The sequence below is a fragment of the Saccharopolyspora rectivirgula DSM 43747 genome, from assembly GCF_000497205.1.
In the GTDB taxonomy this organism is placed as follows: Bacteria; Actinomycetota; Actinomycetes; order Mycobacteriales; family Pseudonocardiaceae; genus Saccharopolyspora; species Saccharopolyspora rectivirgula.
The window spans coordinates 52,466-70,710 of the sequence record NZ_AYJW01000006.1 but is presented as its reverse complement, the minus strand read 5'-3'; the positions used below and the strand labels follow the sequence as shown (position 1 = coordinate 70,710).

Below are 18,245 nucleotides of genomic sequence, written 5' to 3'. Positions count from 1 at the left end.
AATACTGATTGAGTCGGCCGAACCGCACCCATTCCGTATCTCTCTGCGGCTATCCTGCGGAACCGTACCTCGGACGGGAGAGCTGTAGGCGAAGAATGGCATCAACACCCACAACAAAGTCACAAGTTCAGGCGTACCGGTTCGTGCTGCGCCGCATGGAATCGGCGTTGGTGCGCAAAGACGCGGTGATGCTGCACGACCCCATGGGCTCGCACAAGCGGTCCACCCTGGTCGGTGCATTGCTGTCGGTCATCGGCATGATCGGCTTCCTGGTTTGGGGGCTCTTCAGCGGGAAGGGCACCGTGCCGGACCCGGGATCGGTCGTCATCGCCAAGGAAAGCGGAAGCGTCTTCGTGGTGACTTCCGACGAACAGGCCGACAAACGGCTGATTCCGATGCTGAACATGGCCTCGGCCAAGCTGCTGGTGATGGCGCAGGGCGGTGGCCAGGGCGGTGCGATCCAGCCGACGGTCGTCAAGGAAGCCGCATTGGCGGAATACCCGCGCGGTTCCCTGACCGGTCTGGTCAACGCTCCGACGTACCTGCCGGACGCCAAGAACATCGCCGTTCCGGCCTGGGCCATCTGCGACGTGGGCCAGGTGCGGGACAACCTCAACGAGGCCAAAGTGGAGCGTGCCGTCAAGGTGCACACCACGGTGATCGGCGGCTACGACGAGCACGGTCCCGAACTGGCGCCCGACCAGTCGCTGTACGTCAAGGACCAGAGCTCGGGACGCGAGTACCTGGTCTTCCGGGTCGACGGTCTGCCGGGCCAGCCGAACACCAAGGTGGCCAAGGCCATGGTGGACAAGAGCGAGACCGCGGTGATGGACGTCTACCGGTTGAACGGAGCAACGCCGCGGACCATCAGCACCAACATGCTGAACGCCATCCCGGAGGTGCCGGCGCTGACGCTGCCGGACATCCCGGGGGAGAACTCGTCGCCGAGCTACATGAGCGGCAGCAGCTACAGCGTTGGCGACGTCGTCCGGCGCAGCGTCCCGGGCCAGAAGGACCAGTACTTCTTGCTGCTGCAGAACGGCAAGCAGGAGATCACCGCTGGTGCGGCGGCGGTGCTGCACGCGTCGAAGTACAACAGCAAGGAAGTGCCGAACGCCACCGGTGCGGTCACCGACGCGCCGAACGCTCCGGAGGAAGAACAGCTCAACCTGTTCAACTTCCCGGTGGAGGTGCCCGAGCCCGTCACCTTCCAGCAGTCGCCCACTTCCTGCTTGAGCTGGAAGAACGTCAACGGTGACCACAACATCACGGTCACCTTGAACAAGGAAGCGCTGACCCCGAAGGCCCCGGTGAAGCTGGCCCAGCACGACGGTGACGGGCCGAACGTGGACTACTTCTACATGCCGGCCGGCAAGGCCGCCGTGGTCCGCGCCGCCGCCAACGAGGCCGGTGCTTCCAGCGGCCCGATCGTCCTGGTGTCCGACCAGGGGGTGCAGTACGGCATCAAGGACGTCGCGACCGCCCAGGGGTTGGGCGTCATCCGCGGCGGCGGTGACATCAAGGCCGCCCCGGCTTGGTTGACCCGGACCCTGCCCAAGGGCGACTTCCTGGACCCGGCGGCGGCGAGCGTCACCTACGACTCGGTGCCGGTGGAAGAGGGTGCGGGGGTCAACCGCACGCCGAACAAACAGCAGCAAGCGGCGTCGACTGCCGGGGCCTGATCCCGTTCCCGGGGCCGCAATTCGGCTGAATCGGCCCGGGAACCGCCCCGGTGGGTGCGAACGTCCGAGGAATATGCAATCCGCCCGCAGTGACTTCCCGCTGCGGGCGGATTGTGCTTGAGTGGCCCGTTGTTTGGGAGGTGCCTATGCCGGGGTCGGGGATCCGGGTCGACGTCGAGTGGCTGGACCGGTGCGCCGGCCAGCTCGAGCGAACCGGGGAGGACGTGCTCGCCGCCCAGCGCAAGCTCGAGGCGGACGGGCCGGAGGAGGACGCGTTCGGCGAGTACGGTCGCCGGACCGGTGCGGCGACCGAGTTCCAACGGCTGGCGGGGCTGCTGTCCGACCGCACCCGCCGAGCGGGCGAGGTGCTGGTCGAAGCAGCCGGTGAGCTGCGCGAGGTCACCGGTGTCCATCTCGGTGGCGATGACGAGAGCGCCCACGAGTTCAACCGGGAGCAAGAGTGGTGACCATGGGAAGCGGCAGCAGCGGGTTGGCCGGGCACCTGGAGAAATTGGCCCGGCAAGCGGCTGAGCTGGACGTGCCCGCTCCGGTGACCGAGGAGCTCACCGAGCACATTGGACACCCGCAGCAACTGGCCGATGCGGCGCTGCTGTGGCGGGAGGCGGCTGCGGCCGTCGAGGAGGCGGCCGGGGACGTCCGGTCCCGGCTGGCGGGAATCGATTCGGCGTGGGAAGGCCGAGCCGCGGAGGCGTTCGTCGCCCAGCTGCAGCAGTACGGTCCCGAAGCGAACGATCTGGTCGACGCCCTGCGCGCGGTGGCGGAAGCCTTGGAGCACACCGCGGACGGCGTGCTGACCGTGCTGTCCGATTTCGGCGAACTGGCCGCGGAAACCGCGGAGGCGGTGGACCGCGCCCTCGACGCCGGGAACACCGAGCTGGCCCGGGAGCAACTGGCCGCTTTGCAGGATCCCGGGGACAACGCGGTGGAATCGTTGACCGGCATCTACCGGAAGCTGGGCGAGTTCTGCCGGCGTCTGGCCGACGAGTGCGAACCGCCCGCCGCGTCGGCAGCGCCCGCGGAGCCGGCCGGTTCCACGGCACCAGCCGGCAGCACCGGGCCGGCCGCGGCAGCACCGGCCGGTGGCACCGAACCGGCCTCGGCCGGCGCAGGCGCATCGGCACCCGGAGCCGGGCAAGCGACCGGTTCGGTGCCCGGAAGCGGCCAAGCGGCCGGGGAGGACGTGGAAAGCCCGTTGCCGCCCGGAGGTTCCACCGCTGCGGGAGAACCACCGCAGCAGCCTGCCGCCGCACCTGCCGCCGCGGCAGGCGCTGCGGCCGGATCGGCCGGCGGCATGTACGGGATGGCCCCGATGGGCATGATGCGCGGCGGAACGGGGGCGCAGGGCGACCAGGAGCGCCGGAACGCCTCTCGGTTGAAGTCGGACCCCAAGGAGCTGTTCGGAACGCCTCAGGAAGGAAATCAGGCCGTTCTCGGGGAGCCGGACAGCGAAGCGGAGGACGAGATATCCGACAGCGACTGGGCAGCGGTCGGCGAACCGGACGGAGACCTCGCCGACCTGCTGTCCGACGGCGCTCTCGAACCGGGGGACAAGACCAGCAGCTGAACCACGAAGAACGGCCCGGCTCCGCGGTGCGGAACCGGGCCGTTGTCCAGCAGGCTCACTCCTCGCGTTTTCCGGTGGTCCTCGCTCGCACGTTCTTCACCGCGTTCACCAGGAATGCGGTGAAGACGACCGCGGCGATGCCGGCACCGGCGACACCGAGCGAGACGATCAGCGCCGGGTAGTCCTTCATCCCCAGCACGTCGGCCGACAGCTTGGTCGGTCCGCTCGGCGCGGGTTCCTTGCCCCACTCCGCCGGGATGACGTCGCCGAGCGCGGCCATCGGGTCGATCATCCCGTAGCCGACGATGTCGTTGCGGCCGTTGGGGCCGCCGGGGTGCAGAGCGGTCTTCTTGATCCGCTCCATGATCTCGCCGGCGTCCAGCGGCTGCCCGCTGTTCTGGAACTTCTGCTTGATCAGCACGGCCAGCCCGGACACGTACGGGGCCGCGAAACTGGTGCCCTGGATGGGCCCCATCTGCCCGGAGTCCCCGGTGGAGATCTGGTTGACCAAGCCCCGCCCGTTGATGCCGGGGTCCAGGGCGATCAGGTTCTCGCCCGGCGCGGCCACGTCCACCCACGGGCCGGCGACGGTGAACTCGGACGGCGCGCCCTGCTCGTTCACCGAGGCCACGGTCAGCACGTAGTCGTCGAACCAGGCGGGCAGCACCGCGGTGGACGGACTGCCCGGGGCGTTCTGCTGGCAGGTGTTGCCCGCGTTGCCCGCCGCAGCGACCACCACGATCCCGGCGTCGTAGGCGCGCTTCACGGCGTTGTGCAGCATCTGGTTGCCCGCCTCGTTGTAGTTGGAGGCGCGGGCGATGTCCTGGCAGGACGACTGCGAGATGTTGATGACGTCCACCTGCCGGTCCACCGCGATGTTGATGGCCTGCGCCATCGTTTCGGTGTTGCCGATCGTCCTGTTGGTCTCGTCGTCCCGGAACAGGCTCGAGGACTGCCGGATCGACAGGATCTCCGCGTCCGGTGCGACTCCCACGAACCCGGTCTCCGGATCCGGGGAGGCCGCGATGATGCCGGCGACGATGGTGCCGTGGCCGTCGCAGTCCCGCAGGGCCCCGCCCGGCACGCTGCTGCCGCCGTCGGTGACGTTGCGCAGCCGCGGGTGCGCGGCGTTGACACCGGTGTCGATGACGGCGACCTTCATGCCCTGCCCGGTCAGGCCCTGCTCGTGGGCCTGCTCGAAGCCGAGGACCAACTGGCTCCACGGTTTTTCCTCGATCACCGTGGGGTTCGGGTTCCCCGCCATGCAGCCCTGCTTCTGCGGGTAGTTGAAAGGGGTCAGCTCATGGGCGGCTTGTTTGCTCGGATCCAGTGCTGGTGGTCCGACTTCCTCCGCCGCGGCGGGCAGCGCGGGCCCGCTGAGCGCCAGCGTGCCCACCGCAGCCGACAGCGCAAGCGCACGCCGCATGCGGGGACGCATGATCGTTGAGCGCATCACGCTGCCTCTCAGAAGAAGTCGATGTTCAGGTCGCGGACCATCATGTAGACGTCCATCGCGCCCAGCGCCAGCGGCAGCACCAAGGCGATCAGCACTGCTTCCAGGACATCGACCATCCGGCGCTGCACCGGCGAGAACCGGCGGTTCGGGAACACCACGCCGAAGATGACCGACAGGATCCCGAGCAGCAGCAAGGACGGGAACGTCCAGGCCACCGCCATCGGCCAGGACGCCACCTGCACCAGCAGGCCGATGGTGATGCCCACGGCCGCCAGCAGACCGTTGAGCAGCAGCGCGAGCGCCTGGCTGCCGTTGGCGTAGTTGCGGCCGCGCAGCAGCAGCACGGCAGCGGCCACCACCGCGTAGACCACGCCCCAAACGCCGCCGCTGGCCGCGTAGATCGCGCCGAGCGCGGCGAGCAGACCGCAGCCGATGATCAGGCCGGTCATGTACTGGTGCGCCAGACCGGTCTGCTGCTCGATGATCCGGAACTCGGGGAATTCGGTGTCTTCCTTGAGGTCTTCAGCGCTGCCCGGAACCTGCGGCAACGGGAGCTTGGCCAACTGGATGGTGATCCGCGGCAGCAGGGAGATGCCGGCCAGTGCGAGCGCGGACGCCCCAGCGGCGAGCCCCGGCCCGGAGATCAGGCCCGGGAAGATCGTCGCGATCAGGAATCCGAGGGTGGCGAAAGCGGACGCGGTCGCGGCCGCGATGAACACGATGATGCCGGAGCCGATGACCATCAGCGACACCGCGGAGAAGATCAGCACCAGCGCCGATCCCAGCAGCATCCGAGGTTCCAGGGCATTGCCCGGAACGATGTTGAACCCGCTGACGAAGGCCATCGGCAGGCCGCCGGCCGCCGCGATCACGGTGCCGGTGGTCGGCGCGGCGTACGCCCGGGTCACAATGGACCCGACCCCGGTGGCGAAGATCGCCACGACGATCGAGGTCACCGCGGCGATGATCTGGTAGACGATCGCCTGCGTGTTCGGCAGTGCCGGGTTCAGGATGCCGGCCGGGCCGGCCAGCCCCATCGCTGCTGCCGCGGCGATCATCCCCAGCGCACCGGCGGTGTGCCCGATCTTCGCCGCTGTTTTCTTCGTCCATGGCCGATAGCTGCCCGGTTCTGCTTCCGCGAGCGCGTCGACGACGTCGTCGTACAGCGGTGGCGGTGGGTTGTCTGCCCGGCGCCGCAGCTGCAGTATGTCACCGTCGAGCACGCCCTGCTCAGCAAGCGACTGGCTAGGATCCAGGGGCTCGCTGTCACCGAGTTTGGCCAGGCACCACCCACCGTGCCGCGAGCCGCCATCTGGAGTGACCTGGCGAGCCATTTCCAGGATCATGGGCAGCAGGTCCGCCACTGCCACGTCCGCGGGAAGCGCCAGGTCGATGCGAGTTGTCGGCGCCACCACCGTCACGCGGCTGAACACCGTGGTCCCGGTCGCCACTTGGGCCCCCTACTCCCTTTTTGGTAATTGCCTCGGATAGGTTCTTCGGCTCGATCCAATCAAGGCGAAGTTTCTTGGCGAAACCCGCCCGCTTGATCGGAGAGCGACCATAGTATGGCGGCACCGGCCGTCTACGGGTGACGGTTTGGCAGAACTCGTACCGGCTACTTCATATCTGGTTGGTCACGATCGCCGCCCGGCCCCGGTGCCGGCGGTGTCGCGGCCAGTACAGAATGCTGGCTGCGGTCTTCCGAGAGCACGCTGAGACACGGAAAGGTTGTTGCGTCCGGTGAGCACGCTGCAATTCAAGCGAACGCCGCGCCTGGCCGCTCCCAGGCCACCGGGCGGGGAGGTGCACCTCGAGCCACCACCGGAGATCCCCCGGACCATTCCGGGGAACATCGTTCAAAAGGTCCTGCCCGGCGTCATGATCGTCGCCTCGCTGGGAATGATGGTCTTCATGCTCCAGCGGGCCCAGAACAACCCGATGATGATGATGATGCCGCTGATGATGCTCATCTCGACCTTCGGCATGATGGCCGGCGGCGGCCGCGAGGGCAGCCAGAAGAAGGCCGAGATGAACGAGGACCGCAAGGACTACCTGCGGTACCTCGGTCAGATGCGGGATCGGGCCCGTGAGGCGGCGAACGAGCAGCGGTTGGCTCGGGAATGGGTGCACCCGGACCCGCAGACGCTGTGGACGTTCTCGGCCGGCAACGGCACCCGGCGCATGTGGGAACGGCGGCAGAACGACAACGACTTCTGCCAGGTTCGAGTGGGCCGCGGTGCGCAGAAGCTGGAAACTCGGTTGGTGCCGCCGCAGACCGGGCCGGTCGACGAGCTGGAGCCGATCACCACGCTGGCCCTGCGCCGGTTCGTCCGGGCGCACTCGCTGGTGCCCGACCTGCCGATCGCGGTGTCCCTGCGGGGGTTCGCCGCGGTGGCGCTGCAGGGCGACAAGGAGCGGACCCGGGCGCTGGCCCGCGCGATGCTGTGCCAGATCGCCACCTTCCACGCGCCCAGCGACGTGCTGATCGCCGTGGCCAGCACCGGCAAGGCGCGCGAGCACTGGGACTGGGTGAAGTGGCTGCCGCACGCCCAGCACCCCACGGAGACCGACGGAATCGGTTCCGTGCGGCTGATGTCCGGCTCGCTGCAGGTCATCGAGGAGATGCTGGCGGAGCAGTTGGCGGAACGGCCTCGCTTCAGCCGCAACGCGGCCCCGCCCGAAGGCCAGCCGCACATCATCGTCGTCATCGACGACGCCGAGATCAGCCGGGAAGAGCAGCTGATCGTCGAAGGCGGGCTCGCCGGCGTCACCCTGATCGACCTGTCCGATGTGCTCGGAGACCTCAGCGTCCGACGCGGAATGCGCCTCGTGGTGGACGAGGACCGCATCGGTGTCCGCAGCAAGAACAGCGTGGAGTGGTTCGGTCGGCCGGACGCGCTGAGCATGGAGGAGGCCACCGCGGTGGCCCGGCAGCTCGCCCCGTGGCGGGTCGCCGCCGGCCAGGCGGCCGCTTCCGACAGCGCCGGCTACGAGCCGCTGACCACGCCGCTGAACTACATCGAGCAGCTGGGCTTGGCCGGTGACGTCGTCACCTTCGACATTAACGAGGCGTGGCGGCCCCGCCCGGTCAGCGAGCTGTACAAGGTGGCCATCGGCCCGAACGAAACCGGGGACATCGTCTACCTGGACATCAAGGAAGGTGCCGAAGGCGGTATGGGCCCGCACGGCCTGTGCATCGGTACCACCGGTTCCGGTAAGTCGGAGTTCCTGCGCACGATCGTGCTCGGGTTGATCGCCACGCACTCCTCGGAACTGCTCAACTTCGTGCTGGTCGACTTCAAGGGTGGTGCGACCTTCAACGGGTTCAGCCCGGCACCGCACGTGTCGGCCAACATCACGAACCTGGGCGATGACTCCACGCTGGTCGACCGCATGCAGGACGCCATCGCCGGTGAGATCAACCGGCGGCAGGAGATCCTGAACAAGGCCCGGGCCAAGAACGTCTGGGACTACCGGAAGATGCGGGACGCCGGTGACTCGGCGGCGGCCGAACCCCTGCCGGCACTTTTCGTGATCATCGACGAGTTCACGGAAATGCTGGAGGCCAAGCCGGAGTTCATCGACGTCTTCAACCAGATCGGTCGTGTGGGTCGTTCGCTGCAGATCCACCTGCTGCTGGCCACCCAGAAGCTGGAAGAAGGCCGGCTCCGGGGGCTGGGCGAGAACATCAACTACCGGATCGGTCTGAAGACCGGTACCCCCGGCGAATCCCGTGCCGTCATCGGCATTCCCGACGCGGCCGAGCTGCCGGCCACCGGTGGTCACGGCTTCCTGAAGCACAACAGCGGCATGGAGCGGTTCCGGGCGGCTTACGTGTCCGGGCACCTGCACCAGACCAGTGGTCAGGCGCCGGCTTCGGTCAGCGGCCCGAAGGCGGTCACCGCGGAGAAGACGCCGAAGCTGTTCGTGCCGGACTACATCGAGAAGCCGCCGGAGCCGGAACCGGAGCCGGAGGAGGAGAAGCCGAAGCAGGAGAAGAACGAGCTGGCCATGACCGACCTGCAGATCGTCATCAAGCGGGTCGCCGATCACGGTGGTGTGCCAGCTCACCAGGTGTGGCTTCCGCCTCTGGACACTCCGCCCACATTGGACGCGCTGCTGCCGCCGCTGCAGCAGACCGACGACCGCGGTTACACGGCCGCCGGTTACGCGGGCAGCGGTCGGTTGCAGGTCCCGATCGGCCTGGTGGACGTGCCGTTCTACCAGCGGCAGGACCCGTACATGGTGGACTTCAGCGGTGCCAACGGGCATGGCGCGGTGGTCGGCGGTCCGCAGACCGGTAAGTCCAACACGCTGCGGGCTCTCATCGCCTCGATGGCGTTGACCCACACGCCGCAGGAGGTGCAGTTCTACTGCATCGACCTCGGTGGTGGTTCGCTGGCCGCGATGCGCAACCTGCCGCACGTCGGTGGCTACGGCGCGCGTCGCGACGTGGACATGGTCCGCCGCACGATCGCCGAGCTCAAGACGCTGCTGGAGGAACGGGAAATCCGGTTCCAGCAGCAGGCGATCGAGGGCATGAACGACTTCCGGAACCGCAAGCGCCGCGGTGAGATCAAGGACGACCCGTACGGGGACGTGTTCTTGCTGATCGACGGTTGGCGGACGTTCCGGGAGGACTTCGAGAGCCTCGAGCCGGACGTGCTCAACCTGGCGGCCAACGGTCTGACGTTCGGCATCCACCTGATCATCACGTCGAACCGGTGGGCGGAAATCCGCCCGTCGCTCAAGGACTTGCTGGGTACCCGGATCGAGCTGCGACTGGGTGACCCGAGCGAGTCGGAGATCGACCGCAAGGTCGCCCAGCGGATTCCGGCGGAACGGCCCGGCCGTGGTCTGCACCCGGACAAGCTGCACTTCCTCACGGCGCTGCCCCGTGTGGACAGCGAGCGCATCGGTGACCGCGTCGCTGCCGAGCAGGCGGCGGCCGAGCAGGAGAGGCGCAACGCACGTCTCGGCTGGGAGCTGTACAACGACGACCTGTCGGAAGGTGTTTCCGACCTGGTCAACCGGATCAAGAGCTCCTGGCGCGGCCCGGTGGCCCCGAAGGTCCGCCTGCTGCCCGATGTGCTGCCGTACCAGGAACTGCCGCGTCCGGACCAGCAGCCGCAGCCGAAGCTGGTGCCGATCGGTGTCAACGAGGACGGTCTCAAGCCCGTCTACCTCAACTTCGCCGCCGAACCGCACTTCTACGTGTTCGGTGAGCGGGAGTGCGGCAAGACGTCGCTGCTGCGCACGATCGTCCGCGGTATCACCGAGCGGTACACGCCGAAGGAAGCCCTCATCCTGCTGGTGGACTACCGCCGCACGATGCTCGGGTTCCTCAACACCGGCCACCTGCTGGAGTACTCGGTCAGCGCGGACCAGCTCAAGGGCAACGTCCGCGACGTGGCCGCGGCGCTGAAGAAGCGCATGCCGGGTCCGGACGTGACCCAGGAGCAGTTGAAGAACCGCTCCTGGTGGTCGGGTCCGGAGCTGTTCATCGTCGTGGACGACTACGACCTGGTCGCGCCGCAGGGCAACAACCCGCTGGCCCCGCTGGCGGAGTTCGTGCCGCAGGCCAACGACGTCGGTCTGCACTTCGTCATCGCCCGGAACTCCGGTGGTGCGGGCCGCGCGCTGTTCGAGCCGATCATCGGCAAGATGCGCGAGGTCTCGTCCCCGGGTCTGGCGATGAGCGCGAACAAGGACGACGGCCAGCTGGTCGGCAACGTCAAGTCGCGTCAGCTGCCCCCGGGCCGCGGTACTTTGGTCAGCCGCAGCTTGAAGGGCGGCCCGCAGCTGATCCAAACGGCGTACTTGCCGGGCGAGTAGGACGCTGCGGTTTCGAGCCCCTCCCGCCGCTGTGCGGGAGGGGCTCTTTTCATGCGGGCGTGGTCCTGGCAGCGGGATCCCAGTGCGATTCGGCATCAGGAGGGGAACTTCCGCTTCGCCCGTGGCGGGGAAGTTCCCCTCCTGGCCGCACCGGCTGGTTGGGGAGGAGCGGTCGAGCGCGGGTCGGGGGAGCCGCGCTCGACCGGGGTGGACTGGTGCGCCGCCGGTCCGAACAGCACCAGTCGGTCTGCGGAGCGGTTTCCGGATCACCGGCCGTCGGGGTTGGTGAACCGCTCGGCGAGTGCGCGCCAGCACTCCATGCAGGAGCTTTCGCGGATCCAATCCCACTCGGTGCGCCCGTGCAGTTCTGCTGCCGGTACTTCGAGACCGCAGAACGCCCTGACCTTCTCCGCTGCGGCGGCTTCCCGCGCGGCGGCGGGGAAAGCGTGCCGGCCGCCGGTGACGGGCCGCCAGATGTGCGTGAGGTGCTCGGGCATCGTGGTCCTCCGGAAACTCCTTGGGTGGCAAGTCTTGCCAGATCGGCGTTCGCGATCAATTACCTGATCGAGCGAGCTCGAAAGGGTGGCTGAATTCGTAAGCTGGGCTCATGTCGGCTTCACCCAGAGCGCGTGCCTTGGGCAAAGAGCTCCGCGCGGCGCGGGAAGCCGCGGGGCTCACGATGCGCGAGCTCGGGGCCCGGCTGGGCTGGTCGGAGGCGAAGATCTCCCGGCTGGAAACCGCGCGCCGGGGCATCCGACCCGAATCGGTGGCGGCGATCCTGGACGCGCTGGGCATCTCGGGCCAGCAGCGGCAGCGGCTGATGGAACTGGCCCGCGAAGTGCGAACCCCCGGTTGGTGGCGGTCGCGGGACGAGCTCCCGTACCAGCTGTCCGCGCTGATCGACGCCGAGACGCGGGCCACGCGGATCACCAACGTGGCCCTGAACCTGCTTCCCGGGCTGCTGCAGACGCCTTCCTACGCCCGGGAAGTCATGCGGGCGGCCGGGGTCAGCGGCTCCACCCTCGAGGACCGGCTGGAGCTGCGCCTGGCCCGGCAGCGGATCCTGTCCCGGCCCGGGCGAGTGGACCTGCGGATCTTCGTGGACGAAGTGGTGCTGCTGCGCCCGGTGGGCGGCCCGGCGGTGATGGCCGAGCAGCTGCGGCACGTGCTGTCGGTGAGCGGCAAGCCGAACGTGCAGGTGCGGGTGCTGCCGTTGGAGATCGGTGCGCACGCCGGGCTGAGCGGTGCTTTCGTGCTGTTCGACTTCGTGGCGGCGGATCCGCTGGTGTACTTGGAAGCTCGCCGGGCCGGGGCGTTCATCGACTGCCCCGCCGATGTCGAGGTCTTCTCCGGCGCGGTGGGGTTGTTGGACGAACAGGCGTTGAGCGCCGCCGCGTCCCGGGCGGTGCTGCGTCGACATCTGGACAGGTTCGAGGGTGCTGATGGGAAGCGGTGAACTGGCGGGCTGGCGCAAGTCCAGCCGCAGCGGGGCGGAAGGGGACTGCGTCGAGGTGAGCTGGGGGGCGGGCGCGGTCCGGGTGCGCGATTCGAAGGACCCGGCGGGTGGCGCGCTGGTGTTCTCGCCCGCCCGGTGGGCGGAGTTCTTGGCCGGGTTGCGCGCTGGGGGCCGGTTGGCCGGCGGGGCGCCGCGCGAGCGCGCCGGTTGACGCGGTGTCCGTTCTGGACGTTCGCGCTCCTGCCGGGAGCGGGCGGACTGCTCCACCGGGGTGGCAGCGGGGGCGCCGCGCCGCCGGAAAGCCGCCGGTGCCACCGACTTCGACCTGCGTTGATCCACTTCAGTTGCGTTTGTCAATCGCTTTTCTCGAGCAGCCCACGATCAGGCGAGATTGATGGAGCGCCGGCTCCCCGGCGTCTAGGGTGCTGCGGGGGCCGGTCCGCCAGTAGACCAGCGGTCGGGCAACTGCGTCGGCGGGAAGCGCTCCGGCGACGGTGAAGGAGTTCTGGGTGTCCCTGCACGTCTCGATCGACTTCGGCACGTCGAGTACCTGCACCGTGGCTTCCCTGGGGGGCGGAGAACCGCAGGTGGTAGCGATCGACGGGCAGCCGATCATCCCGTCCGCGGTCTTCGCCGCGCCCGACGGGACCCTGTTCGTCGGGCACGAGGCCGAACGGCAAGCCGCCGTGGACCCCGCTCGCTTCGAACCCCACCCCAAGCGGCGCATCGACGAAGGCGAACTGCTGCTGGGCAGCAACGTCCTGAAGGTCACCGACGTCATCCGCGCGGTGCTGCAGCGCGCGGTCGCGGAGGCCCGCAGGTTCGCCGGCGGCGCACCGGTCGACCTGCTCGTGCTCACCCACCCCGGGGATTGGGGTTCGGTGCGCACCGGCAAACTCCGGCAAGCCGCTTTCGGGCTCGGCAAGGAGGTCGTGCTGGTCCCCGAGCCGGTCGCCGCGGCCGTCTTCCACTCCGCCGGGCGCGGTCTGCCGGACGGAGCAGCGCTCGCCGTGCTCGACCTCGGCGGCGGCACCATCGACGCCAGCGTGGTCCGCAAGCAGGGCACCGCTTTCCGAGTCCTGGCCACCCGGGGGGACTCGCGCTTCGGCGGTGCCGACATCGACCAGGTGCTGCTGGAGCACGTCGGCGGGATCGTGGCCAAGACCGATCCGGAGGCCTGGCGGCAGCTCACCGAGGGGCGCGACATGGCCGACCGGCGTCGCCGCCGCATGCTGCGGCAGGACGTGCGCGGGGCCAAGGAAACCCTCTCCCGGCACACCTACACCGATGTGCCGATGCCCCCGCCGTTCTCCGACGCGCACGTCACCCGCGGCGACCTCGAGGCGCTCATCGCCGAACCGCTGGGGCGCGCGGCCGATCTGGTGCTGGTCGCCCTGCAGCAGGCGAAGGTGCCCCGGCAGCAGCTCGCCGGAGTCTTCCTGGTCGGCGGGTCGAGTCGGATCCCGCTGGTGTCCCGGCTGATCCACGAGCGCATCGGGATAGTGCCGACCACATTGGACCAACCGGAGACGGTGGTGGCGCGCGGCGCGCTGCGCGCTGTTCGCACCGATCCGGGGCGCGGCGCGCCGCCCCGGCCCGCCGGTGTCCGCTCCGGACCCGGGAACCGGCCCCCGCAGCAGGCGGAGGACGAACCGGTCGTGCCCGTGCCCGGGGATTCGCTCAGCCGAGCCCGCACCATCGTCATCGGCGGCAGCGACGAGACCCGCCCGGTGCTGCCGCCGCGGCCCGCGCGCCGGACCCGGCTGCCGTGGTTGATCGGGGCGGCCACCGGGGTGGTCGTGCTCGGCGGCATCATCGCCGCGTTGCTGGCCGGGCGGGGCAGCGGGGCCCAGCAGTTTCCCGAACGGCACATCGCCCAGTACCACTACCAGTTCTCCTACCCGGTGGACTGGCAGCAGACCGGCGGCGACCCCCAGCTGTGGCAGACGCTGCTGGCCCCCGCGCAGGGGGGTTCCGGCAGCCGGATCGCCGTCCAGCAGGGCCTGCTGGACTACGACGCGGAGGCCGACCGGCAGCGCGCCGTCACCGAGCTGCAGGCCGAGTACGAGCAGCTGCGCGCAGCGGGCAAGCAGTTCTCCTCGTTCGCCGGGGAGCGCAGCTTCGCCGGTCGGGACGTCGTCTACTACCGGGAACACCTGCCCGGGGCGATCGCCGAGTGGTACGTGCTGCACGAGGGGCGGTTCCGGGTCAGCGTCGGCTGCCAGTACACCGAGGACACCAAGGCCGCGGTGCAGCGCGCGTGCGAGCAGGTCGTCAGCTCGCTGCAGGTGCGCTGAGGTCGAACCGCGGCGACGAGAACGCCCCCGACGTCGGCCGGCCGGTGCCGGGCGGCACCGGTGGTCGCGCGGATCCGCGTCGATGTGACCCGCGCTGTGCCGTTGTCCTGCGGTTTTGGTGATGAACGTTTACATCAGCAACGGGTTTGGTGGAAACCGGGGACAACGGGGAACCGGCATGGCAATGTCAACATCACAGGTTCATCCGGACTTATGAAGATCACGAAGGGGGTCATCCCGAATGGGCGGTTTCGGTACCGATGCGGAGCTGATGCAGAAGGCCGCGGGCCAAGTCGAGGAAGTCCGCGCCAACGTCGAGAACGCCGTCAACCAGCTCCAGTCCAACCTCGAGCCGGTGCTGGCCGAGTGGCGCGGCCAGGCGGCTGACGTCTTCCGCAAGCTGACCGAGCAGTACCGCGAGAACGCCAAGGTCATCACCGACAAGCTGGGTGAGATCAGCGAGAACATCCAGTCCTCCGGGCAGGAGTACCTGCAGCAGCAGGAGGAGACCGCGCAGGAGATCTCCAAGATCGAGAACCTGCTCAACGGCTGATCCAGGCCCGTCGAGAAGTCCCGCTGGCACTAACTCACTGGAGGGGAAAAGACAATGGAGATTAGCGTTAACTTCGCGGCGCTGAGCCAGGCCGCCGACGACCTCTCGCAGACCTCCCAGAAGATCCAGGCCGAGCTGGATCAGCTGGAGAGCTACCTCAAGCCGCTGATCCAGACCTGGGAAGGTGCGGCCCAGGAGGCCTACTACGCCGCGCAGCGGGAGTGGGACAAGGCCGCCGCCAACATGCAGGAGATCACCGCCAAGATGGGGATGGCCGTCAACGCCGCCAACGAGGCCTACCAGGCCGGTGAGCGCCGCAACGCCGCTCGCTTCGGTGGCTGAGCCGAGCCGGACGACGTCTGCGATGTGACCGATGGTGGCCTCGGCGCTGCGCCGAGGCCACCGTTGTGCGACGGCGCCTCGCAGCTCGCTCGAATGCCCAGGGCATCCTGGGTGTACCGGTGCAGAACCAGGGGGCGGCGTCAGCCGCTCGTCATGGACCGCTATTCTCTATGTTGGCGATGACCCTGGTTATCGGTTCCCGTTCCCGGGCCGAGCAGGCCACCCCGCTACCGGGACCCGTTTTGACCGGGGCAGAAGCCACCAAGTACCCTGATTTTTTGTTGTGCGGTGCGCGACTGCAGTGCACGCCGAGATACGGAGTTTCCGGCGTATGCGCTGGCACGTCGGTTCCCCGGGAGCCGAGGAACCGACCGGTGTGATTGAGGCGGGCTCCGCACTGACGATTCCGACGCGAACGACGACGAGGTAGACCCGTGCGCACGTACAGCCCGAAGCCCGGCGAGGTGACCCGCGCCTGGCACTTGATCGACGCCGAGAACGTGGTGCTCGGCCGGTTGGCGACTCAGGCCGCGACGCTGCTGCGCGGCAAGCACAAGCCGACGTACGCACCGCACGTCGACACCGGCGACTTCGTCGTCATCGTCAACGCCGAGAAGGTCGCCCTCACCGGGAACAAGCGCGAACAGGCGTTCCAGTACCGGCACAGCGGCTACCCCGGCGGTCTGCGGAAGCAGTCCTTCGGTGAGGTGCTGGAGAAGCACCCCGAGCGGCTGCTCGAGAAGGCGATCAAGGGCATGCTGCCGAAGAACAAGCTCGGCCGGGCCATGGCCAAGAAGCTGAAGGTCTACGCCGGGCCGAACCACCCGCACCAGGCCCAGAACCCGCAGCCGTTCGAGATCACGAAGGGCGAGAAGTGACCGACGAACTTCAGGAAGAGCAAGTGAGCACCCCAGCCGAGGCCGTTGCCGACGTCGCTCAGGTGCCGGCTGCGGCTGGTCGTCCCGTGCAGACCGTCGGCCGCCGCAAGGAGGCCGTTGTCCGGGTCCGGCTGGTTCCGGGCAGCGGGGAGTTCAAGCTCAACGGCAAGACCCTCGAGCAGTACTTCCCGAACAAGGTGCACCAGCAGGTCGTCCGCGAGCCGCTGGTGACCGTGGACCGCGTTGACAACTTCGACGTGGTGGCCACCCTGCGCGGTGGCGGTCCCTCCGGTCAGGCCGGTGCGCTGCGGATGGCCATCGCCCGGGCCCTGGCCGCCTACGACCCGGACGACCGTCCGGCGCTGAAGAAGGCCGGCATGCTGACCCGGGACGCCCGCGAGAAGGAACGCAAGAAGTACGGCCTCAAGAAGGCCCGCAAGGCGCCGCAGTACAGCAAGCGCTGATCAGAACTACGATTTGCGGGAGCAGTGCTTCGTCCCCACTGGACGAGGAACTGCTCCCGCAGTCGTTTCCACGGGTCCTCCGGAGGCGGATCCCGTGCTGGCCCGTCCCCCGACCCGGTGGGATTTGAAGGAGGCTTCACGAGCATGTCCCGGCTGTTCGGTACCGACGGGGTGCGGGGACTGGCCAATGCCGACCTGACTCCAGAGCTGGCGATGCAGGTCGCGTCCGCGGCGGCGCGCGTCCTCTACGACCGGAACGGTGATCGTCGCAGGGTCGCCCTGGTGGGGCGCGATCCCCGCGCCAGCGGCGAGATGCTGGAGGCGGCCGTCACGGCCGGCTTGGCCGCGGCCGGGGCCGACGTGCTCCGGGTGGGGGTGCTGCCCACGCCCGCGGTGGCCCACCTGGTCGCCGAGCTGGAGGCGGATCTGGGCGTGATGATCTCGGCCTCGCACAACCCGATGCCGGACAACGGGATCAAGCTGTTCGCCGCCGGCGGGCACAAGCTGCCGGATGCGCTGGAGGACGAGATCGAGGCCCGGTTGGCCGAGCAGACCGCCCGGCCCACCGGGGCGGAGATCGGCCGGGTCCGGGACGTTCCCGATGCCGTTCAGCGCTACGTGGACCACCTGCTGGCCGCGGCTCCGCAGTCGCTCACCGGGTTGAAGGTGGTCGTGGACTGCGCGAACGGGGCTGCCGCGGTGGCGGCCCCCGAGGCCTACCGGCAGGCCGGTGCGGAAGTGGTCGCCATCAACGCGGAGCCGGACGGCATCAACATCAACGAGGGCGTTGGTTCCACCCACATCGACGGACTGCGCGAGGCGGTGCGGCAGCACGGCGCGGACCTGGGGATCGCGCACGACGGTGACGCCGACCGCTGCCTGGCCGTGGACGCCGACGGCGCTGTCGTGGACGGCGACCAGATCATGGCGGTCCTCGCCCTGGCGCTGCAGGAGCGGGGGGAGCTCGCCGACAGCACCTTGGTGGCCACCGTGATGAGCAACCTGGGGCTGCACCTGGCGATGCGCGAGCACGGCATCAAGGTGCGGACCACCGCGGTGGGGGACCGCTACGTGCTGGAGGAGCTGCGCGCGAACGGCTACTCGCTCGGTGGTGAGCAGTCCGGGCACATCGTGCTGCCGGCTTTCGCCACCACCGGTGATGGTCTGCTCACCGCGCTGCGCTTGATGGGGCGCGTGCGCGAGACCGGGGCTTCGTTGGCTTCGTTGGCGCAGGTGATGCGTCGGTTGCCGCAGGTGTTGGTGAACGTGCCGGTCGTCGACAAGGAGGCGGCGGTGGCCGCTCCGGAGGTGACCAGCGCGGTGGCGGATGCGGAAGCCGAGCTGGGGGAGAACGGCCGGGTGCTGCTGCGGCCTTCGGGCACCGAGCGGCTGGTGCGAGTGATGGTGGAGGCGCCGAGCGAGGAGCTGGCGCAGCGGGTGGCCGACCGGATCGCCCAGGCGGTTTCCGCCAATCGGTGATTTTGTGAATTGGATCTCTTTGTTCGCTCGAACTTATGAGATCCTTCTCACATGGGTGCCATTGTCGTCACCATGGTCGTAGGACTCGTCGCCGTCGGCCTCGTCGCGGTCGTGCTGCTGCTGGCGATGCTGGCGATCGCCGGGCTCAAGGTGGTCAACGCCGCGCACGAGAGCCGCTCCTGGTTGGTCGACCACTTCTCGCTGAGGCGCAGGTGAGG

General features: G+C 68.8%; 16 protein-coding genes. 13 read left to right on the top strand and 3 right to left on the bottom strand.

The genetic code is table 11. The features are described from left to right. Positions 1-95: 95 nt before the first annotated feature. The 3 genes from eccB (at position 96) to SREC43747_RS0103155 (ending at position 3,267) form a co-directional block, all read left to right on the top strand. On the top strand, positions 96-1,682 hold the full coding sequence (eccB, locus tag SREC43747_RS0103165) for a type VII secretion protein EccB (protein ID WP_081722401.1): 1,587 nt from the start codon (positions 96-98) through the stop codon (positions 1,680-1,682). A 146-nt stretch (positions 1,683-1,828) separates the two neighbouring features. After that, on the top strand, positions 1,829-2,149 hold the full coding sequence (locus SREC43747_RS0103160) for a hypothetical protein (protein ID WP_029719703.1): 321 nt from the start codon (positions 1,829-1,831) through the stop codon (positions 2,147-2,149). Between the two features lie 2 nt (positions 2,150-2,151). Beyond that, positions 2,152-3,267: a WXG100 family type VII secretion target gene (locus tag SREC43747_RS0103155; RefSeq protein WP_236622999.1), complete on the top strand. Its 1,116-nt coding sequence runs from the start codon at positions 2,152-2,154 to the stop codon at positions 3,265-3,267. Positions 3,268-3,322: 55 nt separating this feature from the next. Here the strand turns inward: SREC43747_RS0103155 and mycP are convergent, their stop codons facing one another. Next, complete coding sequence (gene mycP / locus SREC43747_RS0103150; RefSeq protein WP_037331248.1) at positions 3,323-4,693, bottom strand: type VII secretion-associated serine protease mycosin; 1,371 nt, start codon at positions 4,691-4,693, stop codon at positions 3,323-3,325. A gap of 38 nt (positions 4,694-4,731) precedes the next feature. Continuing rightward, positions 4,732-6,174, bottom strand: coding sequence for a type VII secretion integral membrane protein EccD (gene eccD / locus SREC43747_RS0103145; RefSeq protein ID WP_029719700.1), 1,443 nt, complete (start codon positions 6,172-6,174; stop codon positions 4,732-4,734). Between the two features lie 289 nt (positions 6,175-6,463). Between eccD and SREC43747_RS0103140 the strand changes: the two genes are divergently transcribed. Then, complete coding sequence (locus tag SREC43747_RS0103140) at positions 6,464-10,558, top strand: type VII secretion protein EccC (protein WP_029719699.1); 4,095 nt, start codon at positions 6,464-6,466, stop codon at positions 10,556-10,558. A gap of 266 nt (positions 10,559-10,824) precedes the next feature. Here SREC43747_RS0103140 and SREC43747_RS0103135 read toward each other — a convergent pair whose 3' ends face one another. Continuing rightward, the gene (locus SREC43747_RS0103135) at positions 10,825-11,055 is read right to left on the bottom strand and encodes an HC3 family zinc finger protein (RefSeq protein ID WP_037331247.1); all 231 of its coding nucleotides are present in this window, start codon (positions 11,053-11,055) and stop codon (positions 10,825-10,827) included. A 110-nt stretch (positions 11,056-11,165) separates the two neighbouring features. Between SREC43747_RS0103135 and SREC43747_RS0103130 the strand changes: the two genes are divergently transcribed. The 9 genes from SREC43747_RS0103130 to SREC43747_RS21590 all read left to right on the top strand — a co-directional run bounded on the left by SREC43747_RS0103130 (position 11,166) and on the right by SREC43747_RS21590 (position 18,243). Next, positions 11,166-12,014 (top strand): helix-turn-helix domain-containing protein, encoded by an 849-nt coding sequence (locus tag SREC43747_RS0103130; RefSeq protein ID WP_029719697.1) that lies wholly within the window; start codon positions 11,166-11,168, stop codon positions 12,012-12,014. Then, positions 12,001-12,225, top strand: a complete 225-nt coding sequence (locus tag SREC43747_RS0103125) for a DUF397 domain-containing protein (protein ID WP_051387640.1) — start codon at positions 12,001-12,003, stop codon at positions 12,223-12,225. Before SREC43747_RS0103130 ends, SREC43747_RS0103125 begins: the two co-directional genes overlap by 14 nt. A 298-nt stretch (positions 12,226-12,523) precedes the next feature. Next, positions 12,524-14,311 (top strand): type VII secretion-associated protein, encoded by a 1,788-nt coding sequence (locus SREC43747_RS0103120; protein WP_029719695.1) that lies wholly within the window; start codon positions 12,524-12,526, stop codon positions 14,309-14,311. A 241-nt stretch (positions 14,312-14,552) separates the two neighbouring features. Next, a complete protein-coding gene (locus SREC43747_RS0103115) occupies positions 14,553-14,864 on the top strand; it encodes a WXG100 family type VII secretion target (RefSeq protein ID WP_029719694.1) in 312 nt (103 codons plus the stop codon). A gap of 54 nt (positions 14,865-14,918) precedes the next feature. Next, positions 14,919-15,206 (top strand): WXG100 family type VII secretion target, encoded by a 288-nt coding sequence (locus SREC43747_RS0103110; protein WP_029719693.1) that lies wholly within the window; start codon positions 14,919-14,921, stop codon positions 15,204-15,206. A gap of 434 nt (positions 15,207-15,640) precedes the next feature. Then, positions 15,641-16,084 carry a 50S ribosomal protein L13 gene (gene rplM / locus SREC43747_RS0103105; protein WP_029719692.1) on the top strand — a complete coding sequence of 148 codons (444 nt, stop codon included), beginning with the start codon at positions 15,641-15,643 and terminating at the stop codon, positions 16,082-16,084. Between the two features lie 23 nt (positions 16,085-16,107). Next, positions 16,108-16,548, top strand: coding sequence for a 30S ribosomal protein S9 (rpsI, locus tag SREC43747_RS0103100; protein ID WP_051387636.1), 441 nt, complete (start codon positions 16,108-16,110; stop codon positions 16,546-16,548). Between the two features lie 144 nt (positions 16,549-16,692). Beyond that, complete coding sequence (glmM, locus tag SREC43747_RS0103095) at positions 16,693-18,027, top strand: phosphoglucosamine mutase (RefSeq protein ID WP_029719690.1); 1,335 nt, start codon at positions 16,693-16,695, stop codon at positions 18,025-18,027. A 51-nt stretch (positions 18,028-18,078) separates the two neighbouring features. Next, positions 18,079-18,243: a hypothetical protein gene (locus tag SREC43747_RS21590; protein ID WP_162832378.1), complete on the top strand. Its 165-nt coding sequence runs from the start codon at positions 18,079-18,081 to the stop codon at positions 18,241-18,243. Positions 18,244-18,245: the final 2 nt, after the last annotated feature.